At 50.8% G+C, this 12,844-nt stretch carries 9 protein-coding genes; 1 reads left to right on the top strand and 8 read right to left on the bottom strand.

The genetic code is table 11. The features are described from left to right. The first annotated feature begins 286 nt into the window (after nt 1-286). Complete coding sequence (locus A0G03_RS02475; protein WP_011093606.1) at nt 287-535, top strand: GlsB/YeaQ/YmgE family stress response membrane protein; 249 nt, start codon at nt 287-289, stop codon at nt 533-535. 177 nt (nt 536-712) lie between these two features. Here the strand turns inward: A0G03_RS02475 and A0G03_RS02470 are convergent, their stop codons facing one another. The 8 genes from A0G03_RS02470 to pdxR form a co-directional block, all read right to left on the bottom strand. Continuing rightward, nucleotides 713-1,741 (bottom strand): NAD-dependent epimerase/dehydratase family protein, encoded by a 1,029-nt coding sequence (locus tag A0G03_RS02470; protein WP_011093607.1) that lies wholly within the window; start codon nt 1,739-1,741, stop codon nt 713-715. Next, complete coding sequence (locus A0G03_RS02465) at nt 1,738-4,818, bottom strand: DegT/DnrJ/EryC1/StrS family aminotransferase (protein ID WP_011093608.1); 3,081 nt, start codon at nt 4,816-4,818, stop codon at nt 1,738-1,740. Before A0G03_RS02465 ends, A0G03_RS02470 begins: the two co-directional genes overlap by 4 nt. A gap of 33 nt (nt 4,819-4,851) precedes the next feature. Further along, on the bottom strand, nt 4,852-6,051 hold the full coding sequence (locus tag A0G03_RS02460; RefSeq protein ID WP_011093609.1) for a DUF1501 domain-containing protein: 1,200 nt from the start codon (nt 6,049-6,051) through the stop codon (nt 4,852-4,854). Nucleotides 6,052-6,067: 16 nt separating this feature from the next. Continuing rightward, a complete protein-coding gene (locus A0G03_RS02455) occupies nt 6,068-7,927 on the bottom strand; it encodes a DUF1800 domain-containing protein (RefSeq protein ID WP_226302339.1) in 1,860 nt (619 codons plus the stop codon). A 219-nt stretch (nt 7,928-8,146) separates the two neighbouring features. Beyond that, a complete protein-coding gene (locus A0G03_RS02450) occupies nt 8,147-8,818 on the bottom strand; it encodes a hypothetical protein (RefSeq protein ID WP_223250556.1) in 672 nt (223 codons plus the stop codon). 471 nt (nt 8,819-9,289) lie between these two features. Next, complete coding sequence (locus A0G03_RS02445; RefSeq protein ID WP_011093612.1) at nt 9,290-9,907, bottom strand: LysE family translocator; 618 nt, start codon at nt 9,905-9,907, stop codon at nt 9,290-9,292. A gap of 137 nt (nt 9,908-10,044) precedes the next feature. Then, nucleotides 10,045-11,139: an ABC transporter ATP-binding protein gene (locus A0G03_RS02440; protein ID WP_039292101.1), complete on the bottom strand. Its 1,095-nt coding sequence runs from the start codon at nt 11,137-11,139 to the stop codon at nt 10,045-10,047. Nucleotides 11,140-11,344: 205 nt separating this feature from the next. Then, nucleotides 11,345-12,838 carry a MocR-like pyridoxine biosynthesis transcription factor PdxR gene (gene pdxR, locus A0G03_RS02435; protein ID WP_048259938.1) on the bottom strand — a complete coding sequence of 498 codons (1,494 nt, stop codon included), beginning with the start codon at nt 12,836-12,838 and terminating at the stop codon, nt 11,345-11,347. Nucleotides 12,839-12,844: the final 6 nt, after the last annotated feature.

The following is a 12,844-nucleotide window of genomic DNA, read 5'->3' as shown; positions in this document are numbered from 1 at the left end:
ATGTCGATTGCAGGATATGAAGCTCACTTGAGCTCAGTTACTCATGATGGTGACTGGGCTAGGTCACATTCGTGAGCTGTTTGCGTGTGTTGATAACAGCACTATCATATGAGGCGCTTCTATATAATAGTGGTCTCATACGTTACTTAGCCTACTATTGCTTGCTGGCATAACTAAGTATGCACCACCAGCCATTTCCTCAATCCTCACCTATACTTGCTTAACTGCCCGATTTGATAACGAACGGCAAGTCGGGTGTGGTGAAACGAAAACGCGAGGAGTAAGTATGGGTATTCTGTCCTGGGTTATTTTTGGCTTGATTGCGGGGATTTTGGCTAAGTGGATTATGCCCGGTAAAGACGGCGGTGGCTTCATCCTGACGGTGCTACTCGGGATTGTCGGTGCAGTTGTGGGTGGCTACATCAGCGTTTTCTTTGGGTTCGGTCGGGTGGATGGCTTTAACTTCGGCAGCTTTGTCGTCGCGGTTGTCGGCGCGATTGTTGTGCTGTGGGTTTACCGCAAGATTCGAGATTAATTCTATACTCGTCATACTTCAAATTGCATGTGCGTTGGCTGCGTTTAGTCACCCGAATCACTTACCTGAGTAAGCTCATCGGGATTCCTTCCCTTGCCGCCTTCCTGAAACTTGAATTATTTAGAGTATGTATCCGTTGCCCCGGTTCAGGGGCAACGTGCTTTCTGTTGTTAATACCTAAAAGAGGTGTCCATCTAGTTGCAAAGGCTGTAAGCGTTTCTCCCACTCAATCAAATCGGTGTACCACTGTGCAGTAAAGCAGGTCGGCTGTGTTCCTGCCTCTTGATCGGTAGTCAGGACATGCGCAATTTCTCTTACACCATCTCGAATGCTGCGTGTCGGTGAAAAGCCTAACGTGTTTTTCGCATGGAAAAAACAGAGTCGATAATCACGGGTATCCAGAGATTGCGGGCGATGAACGATTTTCACGTTGGGCACTTCCTCAGCGATGATGCTAGCAATGCTATTGATGTTGTGATTTAACACGTCGCCACCAATATTAAATACGGGTGGCGCCGAAAGCGGGCGATTAAGCTGTAAGGTGAGTAGTACGGCACGAGCGACATCCTTAACGTGAATAAACGGACGTTGCTGGAGACCATCACCATCAATGGCAATGAATTTATCCCGCACAGCCATATGCGTCATGATATTGACGGAGAGATCATAACGCATGCGAGGCGCGAGGCCGAACACGGTGGCATTGCGCAGAATGATCGGATGAAAGGTGGTATCACGCAGTCGAAGAAGTTCACGTTCCACATTGAGTTTCAGCTCCGCGTAGAGACTCTGTGGTTGGCACTCTGTCTCTTCATCTGCGGGTGTTGAACCAGAACGACCATAAACTGAGGCGGAACTCATATAGATATAGCGCTGAATACCCGCCTTTTTCGCCGTATTTGCGAGATGACAAGCGCCTTCGTAATTGATGGCATGAGTGAGCGTGGATGATATCTGTGCGGCAGGATCGTTGCTTAATCCCGCGAGATCGATGACGGCTTCAACATTGTGCAATATATCGGGGGTGATGTAGCGTATATCGCCACGTAACGTATGGAACTCTGGTGATTGTGGCATTTCTGATACAGGAAGGCCGAAGAAAAAGCGATCGAAGGCCACCACGCGATATCCCTGATTAATTAATAAATGGCATAGCGGTATGCCTATGTAGCCACCTGCGCCAGCGACCAGAATCGTGTTTTTCATGCGTATACTCCTTCAGCCGCGTGGTGAGTGATGGGAGAAAGGGCGACTGCACGGAGCGAGGTAATGATGCGTTCGCATTCTTTCTCCGTCATGTCGTTGTAAATTGGCAATGCCAGAACGCAGGCAGACAGGTGTTCGGTTTGTGGGAGCGTGGCCTGATGCTCCCCTGCGTAGGCTGGCATGAGATGACAGGCTGGGGCGTAATAGCAGCGCACCATGATCCCTTGGGCATGCAGCGCGTGTTGCAGGTCGTTACGATCCATACCGTAGCGCTTTGCGTCTACGTGAATGGGTAGATACTGCCAGACAGGGGATTGGCCCTCGGGAGGTAAGCAGAGTGTAAGGCCGGGGATGGACGTTATACCTGCAATCAGATGTGACGCCGCTTGTCGGCGGCACGTTAATTGCGATTCCAGATAAGGAAGCTGCGCCAGCCCGATAATCGCGTTGAGTTCACTCATCTTGCCATTTAATCCAGGAGATACGCAGATGCCTGATGCATCCAACCCGAAATTGCGTATCGCTTCGGCACGCTTGATAAGCTCTGCGTCATGGCTGCATAGGCAGCCACCTTCAATGGTGTTATATGGCTTTGTTGCGTGAAAACTGAAAATCTGTGCATCGCCGAAACCACCGGTTCGTTGTCCATTGATCGTAGTACCAAACGCAGGGGCACTGTCGATAAACAGACGCAGTCCGTGGTCTCGCGCAATTTTTTGCAAGGCGGAATAGTCGCTGGCGTAACCATACACGTCCACCGCGACAATCGCACAGGTATTCGCCGTGATGCGGTGCACGACATCGTTGGCATCCAGCAGCGGGCAATCCCGGCTTTTGATATCAGCAAACACGGGGTTTCCCCCAGCCATAACAACCGCATGGGGCGTGCCAGCAAAGGTAAATGAGGGAACAATGACGTCTTTACCCCGAATGTCGGCGGCCAGTAACAGGGTAATGAGCGCCTGCTCACCGTTACAGAATACGCGTGTGGGGACCGATTGATATTCAGTTAATCGGCTTTCTAACTGACGAACATAGGGGCCATTGTTCGTGACATGGCCGGAGGTAAGACTCTCTTTGATCAGCGAAGCGAATGACGCGAAAGGGGGAAAAACCGGCCTGACGATAGGGAGTGAGGTGGAAACTGGACATTCAACGCGATCGACAAACGGCATGGGGGTGTGTTTACGCAGAGTCCGCAATCGTTTGGTGATACTGGCACCGATGCTGACGGAGGATGACAGTATTATGCGGGCACAGAAAAACGTGGAGGCACATTGGATAACGAACATCCATTGCGTGTTAGGGAGTGTCAGCAAGAACAGCAGCACGGCGCTCAGTGAACAGGCACTCCAGATAAAGAGCACTTTGTTGCGTGTGGCCGCCCACGATTTTTGTTTATTCTCCTCAACATGATTAGTAGTCAAGCCTTTGGTTCCCCAACTGACATCGTTAATGTTGGCGATAGAGTAGGTTGTCAGATAGAGACTGAAGACGGGTAATAGCATGAGGTAAAGGGGCATCCAGCGTATGAACTGTCGCAGATAGCGCAATGAATGCAGGCTAATTGCAAGGCAAAGCAAGAAAAGTGCTACACCCATGAGGCCAATGCTCGGTATGGGTGCCACCCGCAGCGTGAAGACGAATGCGCCCCCCATTAATGCACCTAATAGCAACATCGCTGAGACGTGGTAGCGTGTGCCAACCTCGCTAGTCAAGGTGGTACTGCGGCTCATAAAGAGGATGCTTATCCATACGACAAGGAAAAGCAGCGCCATACCTATGGCTGCGGCGGTGATAAGAGACGGTGCGGCATCTGGCAGGATATGGCTGGCAAGTGGGTGTACGCCAGTGGCGAGCAAGATGGCGACAAATGCCGGCATGATAAATTGAGCAATAAACTGCAACATTCCCCAAAGCAAAGAAAGCGCAATACCGCAGCGCCGCAGTGGCGAAAGAGAAGACTGTGTCATCACCGCAGGCAATCGGGACAGTGAGTGCAAGCGAGCGGCAATAGTACTGTTGACCCAGCGCCGTCGCTGGCGCAGAAGTTCTATGAAGGTGGGAGCAGGATCCGAACGAACGATGGCACCTTGCTCATAACGTACTCCGCTTCCTTTATGGTGTTTGGTCAGTTCAAATCCCAGAACCCGATCCTCCGCGAGAAACAGGTTGCGCTCCAGTAAACTCTGAGGAATTAGCCCACGCAGGTAGGCGTCGAGCGGCGCGTGCGAATGTCCGTGGTTTTCACAAAATTGGCTCCATCGAATCATACTGCATTGCCCTGGAACCACTTCCAGATAATGCAGAGCGCTGCCGATGGCCCAATCACTGACTTTTTCCCAGATAAAATCGGCGTATTGCCAATTCTGAGACAGGTTTGCATTCGTGGGAACCGGGAGCATAACGCGCGTTGTGATGGCCCCACAATAAGGATCTCGCCACATGTGTTGTAGCAACTGTATCAAACATGCTGATTCTGTCACCGAACCGACATCAATCTGCATAGCAAACTCGGCTTTAACGACACTTCCAACGCCCCAGAAAAACCAGGCGTGGCTATCCAGCTTTCCTGCATTATGGTGTTTGTTGGCAAGAAGTAGCGTAATGCTCTGCTCCGCGTTTTCAATGGCGTCAGATTGATCGCAGCAGCGCAGAATATGCGAGGCGGGCTGTTCGCTGACCTGAAGCGTCAGTGAATTATTCTGGCTATCCGCTCTGGGCATTTGCATTGGCAGCAACCCTAGCGACCCTAAAAGTGAAACGGTTGATGGGTGAGCACTGTTGGTGCCATCAAGCAGGATGCAAATGATGATGTTGGGCGGACGATCGGCAAACGTTGCGGTTAACTCTTGCTGGTTACGCACCAGCCCCGCCAGCGTATCGGCAAGCATGGGCGCAGGTTCGTTATACAGCGTGAGGCAAACCAGAATATCGGTTTGTCCGGTGGGGAGCTCTCCACTGATATGGATATTATCACGACAAGATTGACGGATTTTTGCCAACATCTGCCAGTTTTTGCTGTCTGTCATGTCTGTCGTTGTCGGAGGATGGCTTGGTGTCATTGTTTTCTGCATAGAAAGCGTGTCCTGTAGAAATAAGGCGGTGGGTTAAAGATGAATATTCAGCGGGGAGAGCGATGTTCCGCTAACCTGAGCGGCGGGAAGTCGCCAAAAACGTTCGGCGACGGTGGCATATACCGAGCGGAAGTCGGTCGAAAAATAAGGGTTGCCGTCGTTATCCAACTTATCGAGTGGGCTGCGATTTCCCCAGATACCTCCCTCGACTTGACCGCCAACTAGCAGCATCGGCCCGCACGTGCCGTGATCGGTTCCGCCCGATGCATTCTCTTTTGGCCGACGGCCGAACTCCGAATGCACCATAATCAGGCTATCCTGCCAGGCACCAATATCGATGAGTCCTTGCCGTAGCCCAAGCAGCAACGTCTCTACTTTACTGAGCTGGCGTTCATGTTCACCGCGTAAATGGCTATGCAAATCGAAGCCAGACAAACTGATTTTATATAGTGGTGAACGGACATTGTTCTCTATCAGCCAGAGTATCGTTGCCGCTTGCGCGTTTTGCGGTTCAATGTAGCCGTCCTGTGTAAATCGACGGGTGAAATGGTTCTGATTGCGCAGCTTATTTTGAATCCGGCGACTTATCGTGCTGGTACTCTCCATTAACCGGAGGATATGCTGTGCTGCCGTCGTACTTCTATCATTCGTGTGGGCAGAGGGTAGGGTGAAATTGGCATTAAGTAGGGCGCGACTATCCTGAAGCGTCAGTGCCTGGATCGCCGGATGGATGAGTAAAGACTGATCGCCAGAGAGAATAATGCCGTCAGTATCATGATAGCGATCCTCACGTGAAGATGTGCTCAGAACGCGGCCAGCCCAGCCTGACTTCAGCGTTGGGGTGTCAGCACCATTGGCCCAGATTGCGGCGGAACTAAAATGAGACAGATTGGGAGACGGATAGCCAACATCTTGTATTACCGCTAATTCCCCCTTTTGAAATACATTAGCGAGCTTTTTCCAGACGATATTAAAGGCCAGATCATCACTTAACGGTGCATATTCGTGAGCGTTTAACGCCAGCGTAGGGCGATAATGTCGATAGAGTGGATCCCGATAGGGAACCAGCGTGTTTAATGCATCATTTCCCCCAAATAATTCGATGACGATCAAATGCTTGTTTGTGGGAATGGCGTTTTGGGCAAACCCGCGCAGGGGAAGCATGGCTGTTAATAGGCCCGCGCCAAGCCCGCCGAGGAGCACGCGCCGTGACAATGTAAATGGTGTAGACATAAGCAGATGTCCTTATCTATTTCAGATTAAATGCGGGATCAAGCGTCAGTGCCTTTAAGGCCGTGGCACTGTTATCCGGTGGCACGGGCTGCCCGAAAGGTGTGGTAGCCAGTAGTGAATCAACAGGTATGCGGGTATAAGGCGTGATGCTGGCGGGGAGTCGGTTTCCCGATTGGCTAAATTGCGGCCTCAGGCGACCCGTACCGTATTCGATATTGGCGTTGAGCGGAGCGTGCCGATCGATCAGGCTGGCTGCTTCGCTCCTGATTGGGGTGGTGAGGTCAAAAGATAAACTTAAGTTACAGTAAAAAGATCCTAACGGTGAGTCGGCAAGGCAGGAAGAACCATTCGGAATGATCCAACTGGCCTGATAGGGGGAAAAACGATAGCCCTTGAAGGAAATCCAATTGATAAATAAATGGGTGTCGGGTTCATCAGCATCCATCGTAATAGTGACATTTTCCAATACCGCAGACGCATTGGGGAGTGGAATGGCGACAGTTTCCCACATCGGTTTCAGATTTCCCGGTTCGTTGGACGCTTGTTCTTGCCGGGTATCTGCTCCGAGCTTGGCGGTAATTCTGGCAAGCTGTTGCCCATTCGCGGTAACGATAAAACGTGCAGGAAGTCCACGGCTTTCGGATGAAAAACGCACGATTAGCTTCGTATTGTCAGTCAGCGGCGAGCTTTCTATCGCGGACCACAGCCGGGTTAACACTCTGGTACGATCGACCAGTGTCTTCCCATCAAGCCAGGCGGTGCCTTCTTCCCATCCCGCTACGGAGGGGGCCATAAACGGGCTCTGTCCCAAATTTTGGAGATAATCCAGTAGGATGTGTTGATCGGGTAACACCAGTGACAGCGTGCGAGAAAAGCCGACGATCAGATCCAATGGGGATTTGACCAATGATCCACGATGGTGTTCGTGCCAAAACGCGGGACTGAGCAGCAATGCTCGCATGAACGGTTTCATCGCATAGTCATGATTGCGTAGCACTTGCGCTAATACCGATACTGTTTCAGGGTCGTCCTCTAACGAAATAAACGCTCGGTAGAATTTCCCCGCCAGACGCGTTGCCGTTTGGGGTTGCGACAACAAAACATCGACAAGTTGATCGAGTTCTTCATCGGGCGTTCCTTGAATTTTCTGGCCGAGCAGCATTTTTTCGCCGGATACCGCTGCGCTGGCGTCAAATTGATAACGCCATTGTTGCGTGGCGTTTACACCGTGCCCTGCCAGAATCTTGGCAACCTGTTTGACATCATTTTCACTGTAGTTACCCTCTCCCAGGGTAAAGAGCTCCATTAATTCTCTAGCAAGATTTTCATTAGGATGTTGGCGTGTATTGGACGTGTTATCCAACCCGCTGAGCATCATGGGATCTTGCAGTATTTTTCGTGCCAAAAGGCGAAAGCTCTGACTACCCGCTTGACGAAATAGCGTGAGCTGATCGAAAAAAGGCGCGGTGATGAGGGTATTGTCAAACCGGGAAACGAAATGGTTATGCCAGAACAGCGTGAGACGATCGGCAAAAGGAGTGGGAGTAAGGATCATTTCCTGTACCCACCAAGCCTGTAGCTGGTTAATTTCGTTGATACGGAAAAAAATCATTTTCTGCTCTCGCCAACCTTCCTGCCAGTAATCTGGATGAGGTTGCTGCACGAAAGTCGGGGGAAGCGTGTAAAAAGGCGCATTGAGCGTGCCCAGTAGATAGTCCACGGCTTGCTCCCGCGTCATATCGTTGAAACGTTCAATATCCTGTGGGGTTGTGCCAAATCCGGTACGATCTATCAGATGTCGTGTTTCTGCGATCGTTAAGGCAACACCTGGGGGGCTGAATGTGAGTGTCCACAGCAGAATGAGAAAGCAGGGCATGCGAAATACAAAAGATGATACTAGCGATTTTCTACTGGTCGGTGAGATTCGCTGGGCGTGAAATGATGGGCGATACGCTAATACAAAACGATCCTGTTTATGCATGATAGTAGATTATCCCTATGGCGTAATAGAATGATGCGGATAACCTACTATGCAAAAAAGAGTATACGGCTTTCACCTTAACTGGGGTGGATTGGACCCTGGCAAGGGTAGGAACTACGTGCCATTGAGCTGGCGTTTTGCCTGAGCGAACTTACTTTCAAGCGTGCTTTTGGAAATCCCTCTTTTATCGCCATAATGCGCAATTAAGGCAGAAATCACAGCGTCCTGAGAGTTAAAAAGTGTATAGGCCTTGCCTGATGGTGAGCGTTGGTTATATAGGCTGATTAACGCGCCAATAATCGTCAGATACGTACTTTCACTACGCTCCCCGAGTATGGGTTGTGTAGGGTGCATCATCACTGATGCGTAAGTAGCGTTTAGTGAAAGATAATCGCTTTTTATATTATTTCGCTGAACTTCAAGAGCGGTATTTTTTATACGCATCACCTCTAATTCGGCTAGCAATATTTGCACCGAATTCATGTTTATTGTTATCGGGGTTAATCGTTCTTCTGGGGAAAATAAAAAATCGGGCTTTTCGTTCGGATAATATGACATCATCCAGTTTTTTAGATCGACATGTCGAATAGATAAATCTGGATCGTTTAAGTCTACCGGTGTCAAACTAGTAACCCCTCGTTTGCTATGACGCAATTCCCCATTGATAAGCCCATCAATCACTCTTTCTTGATTTAACGACAATTTTGGCCATGTTTGATACGCGTAATGTAAAAAAAACAGGGGGTCTTCATCGAGTTTTTTAAGTATTTCAGATTCTGACGACATTAAATGACTCCACCGAATAGCCACTTCGATGGGGCGATAAAATGTTTTTATAATGGGCGGGTTATTATATTTTGAAAGCATAATGAAAAAACCTTTTTATCATTTTACTATTTTATTTCTGGTTGGATTCATCCTACGATGGTGCAGGGTTGTTGCTGTGGTAAATAAAACCCTCATTTAACGAGAGTTTCCCTCCTGTCTATTCAAAAAATACATGGAGTTATCTAAAATACTATGACATATAAGCTGCTTTTGTTTTTATCCACAAGATGCTTTTTTAGTATATATTTTATTGCTTAAAAATAAGGCCAGTATATATCCGTCAAACTTCAGGCTGTTTGTGCATGGTAGTGAGGAAAGCGATTATGGTTAACGCGTAGAGAACGCTGGGGCTGTCCATCTGCTGAATCACGGCGACGCGAGTAGACATCGATTCGGTCGATGGCCTTAACTTCGGCGGGAATATTATCTCTAGTAAAAATAAGTTGAGATATAGGGAGAGAGTGTCAGAACAACCAGCACGATCCCTCCACCAATATTAATGCTTTTTTTCAACGCAATGGGGTTGATTCTGCCTGATGAGCGGATAAGTAACTGTGCTGAAAATAGCAGCCAGGCCGACATCATTACAATGTGTAGGGTAGCGAGTGTTAGGTAGGACGCAAGCGACACGGGTGAGGTGCCTTTGGTATTCACAAACAGCGGAACAATAGTGACATAAAGTAGGATCGCTTTAATATTCAGAACATTTGCCAAATAGGCCTCTTTGATACCCACTCTGCTGCTGTTGCATGAGGTTGTACTTTTCTCCCGCAACCCACTCTCTATCAAACGAAACGCTAAGTAGAGCAAATAACCCGTACCAATCGCGGTAATGGTATGCATGATCGTAGGGTAAAAGGATAGCAGCCCTGCGAGACCAATACTTGCCAGTAAGCTATGTGTATAAATACCCAGCGCAGTACCGATAATAATGCGCGATACGGCGTGTATTCCCCCACTGGTTGCGTTATTCATTGCCAGCGTAAAACTGGCTCCAGGAGATAATGTGATCGGGGTTAACGCGATGATAAAGCACAGTATATCCATGAGGTCGTGAGTTCAGCCGTGTGTCTGTTAGCGAGATATACAATAGTGTGGGCTGGAAATCAGTGAGACGGGCGCACATTGCGCCCGGTGAATGGGTCTGGAAAGTGGCTAATACGAAAGAGGTTAATGCGTCACCATTAATGCGTGATGATGCTATCCAGCGCGCGCAGGTGCTCTGGCTGCCACGACAGGTTGACTTCGGTGCCCGCTTTCCAGTGCGGCTGAATCTCGTTAGCAGGGAGTTTCACCATAAACTGCGGCTGGCCTGCGACTTCCGTCATCATCCTGACGTGATCGCCCAGATAGATGAACTGCTGAATGCGGGCTTTGACATGCTGCATTGTGTCGTCGGTATGAGCCGCGTTGACGTGAATACGTTCCGGCCGAATGCAGAGTGTGATTTTACGACCCGGCGAGCTGGGGCGGACTTTCAGCGCACGCAGCGATGTGCCGTCGTCTAGCGTTGCCCGGTAGAACGCGCCTTCGGCCTCGGCGCGCGTGGCGAGCAGCGTATTGTTTTCGCCGATAAACTGCGCCACAAACGCATTCTCCGGTTTTTCGTAGATATCGCTAGGGCTGTCCATCTGCTGAATCACGCCGTCGTTAAACACGGCGACGCGGTTGGACATCGTCATCGCTTCGCTCTGGTCATGGGTGACGTACACCACGGTTAATTCCAGCGATTGATGCAGCTCTTTGATTTCTAACTGCATATGCTCGCGTAGTTGCTTATCCAGCGCACCCAGTGGTTCATCCATCAGCACCAGTTTCGGTTCGAAGACCAGCGCGCGAGCCAGCGCCACACGCTGCTGCTGGCCGCCGGACATCTGTGCGGGGTAGCGATCGGCTAGGCTAGTCAGCTTTACGCGATCCAGCACGCGATCGACTTTCTCTTTGATATCGACGCGGTTTAGACGGCGGATGGACAGCGGAAACGCCAGATTCTCCGCCACAGTCATGTGTGGAAACAGTGCGTAGTTCTGAAACACCATGCCGATGTCGCGCTGATGCGGCGGGAGATGATGCAACGGTGCATCGCGCAGCAGGATTTCTCCCTGCGTTGGGGTTTCAAACCCGGCGAGCATCATCAAACTGGTGGTTTTTCCCGAGCCGGACGGCCCAAGCAGGGTCAGAAATTCACCTTCACGAATATCCAGATTCAGGTTTTTGACGATCAGGCGGTCGCCGTCGTAGGTCTTCTGAACGTTCTTGAAGCTGACATAATTTCTCATTTTTTCACTCTCCGGCAGTCACTGTTATTCATAAGGATGCATAAACCATGCCGGATACGAGAGAGCTGAGGATTGTCATACTACGACAGGCAAAAATGCCGTCGCTTGCTACGATGAATGCCCTGTAATGGGGCGCGTCATGGATAGGTGGCACTCTAATGGTGCGAGCATGCTGTATCGCTGTGCCCTATAAAAATGCACCCCGTCAGGCGTTCAAATCATGCGTATTCAGCGCCTGAATACACGTCACAATCACAGCGAAAGCCTGCTCCATTTGAGGTTCTTCGATGCTGGCATAGCCCAGCAATAAACCGCGCTGCTGCGTCGGTTGCAGGTAGTAGCTGGAAAGCGGTTTGACCATCACGCCACGGCGTAGGATGGCGGCGCTCAGCACAACATCATCAACGTGGGGCGGCAGGCTAAGCAGCATGTGCAGACCGGCATTACTGTTATCTCCGACGTAATCCGCCCCCAGATGCTGTTCGATCAGCGATGTCAATAACGCACGGCGTTTGGCATACAACAGGCGCATGCGGCGGATGTGCGCGGCGTAGTGGCCCTCACGGATAAACTGCGCGAGCGTTGCCTGCGTTAGCCAATGTCCTCCCCGATAAAGCTCGGAATGTGCCGTCTTCAAAGACTGCGCCAGCAGCGGCGGCAGCACCATGTAACTGACGCGCAGGCCGGGGTAGAGCGTTTTGCTGAATGTACCGATGTAGATCACCGGTGATTGCGCCTGTAGCCCTTGCAGTGCGGGGATTGGGCTGCCAGAAAAGCGAAACTCGCTATCGTAATCATCTTCCACCACCCAGCAGCCGTGCTCCTGTGCCAGTGCCAGCAGTCGTTGACGACGTGCCAGGCTCATCACTGCACCCAGCGGATACTGATGTGACGGTGTCACGCAAATCAAACGCGGTGCGGCGTCGGGCAACAGGGTATCCGGCGGCACTAGCCCTTGTTCATCCACATCGACTGGAGCAATGCGCAGGCCGTTAATCGTCAGAACATTGCGAATCCCCCAATAGCAGGGATCTTCAATCCATGCCAAATCACCGGGATTGCACAGCATTTTGGCGAGCAGATCCATCGCCTGATGGGTGCCTTCAGTAATCAGAATCTGCTCCGGTGTACACTCGACGGAACGAGCGACGCGCAGGTAGTCCACCAGCGCCAACTGGAGTTCGGGGCAGCCGCCAATAGGCGAATAAGACAGTTGTTCAGGACGAACGCGCCGCGTCAACCGCGTCTGAATACGCCGCCATAAATCATGCGGGAAACTGGCGATATCGGGGATGCCGGGCATAAATGCTCCCCATTGGCGGACGGAGGCACCGGCATAACCCAGCAGATGCATACCGCGACGCGAAAGCTCATGTTTAGGCTCCCGCATTTCCCCCGCATTGTCGCTATTCACGGGCTGCATGTTGCCGTCGGGCAACTGTTCCGTGACGAAGGTCCCGCTTCCTTTGCGCGCCTCGATATAGCCTTCAGCCAATAGCTGTTCGTAAGCCGTTAGCACGGTATTGCGTGACAACGCGAGCTGCTGCGCCAAATCGCGTGACGACGGTAGACGAACGCCTGCGGCAATCGCGCCGTCAAGAATCGCGAGCCGAATGCTGTCGTATAAACGCTTGTTCAGTGCGCCATCCTGCTGGTTGGCTAAACGCTGAAGCAATAAGTCGGTCAGGAGTGAGCGCAAAGTGGA

Origin of the sequence: Pectobacterium peruviense (assembly GCF_002847345.1) — a bacterium.
In the GTDB taxonomy this organism is placed as follows: Bacteria; Pseudomonadota; Gammaproteobacteria; order Enterobacterales; family Enterobacteriaceae; genus Pectobacterium; species Pectobacterium peruviense.
Note: the sequence above shows the minus strand (reverse complement) of the source record. Positions and strands in the feature narration are given on the sequence as shown.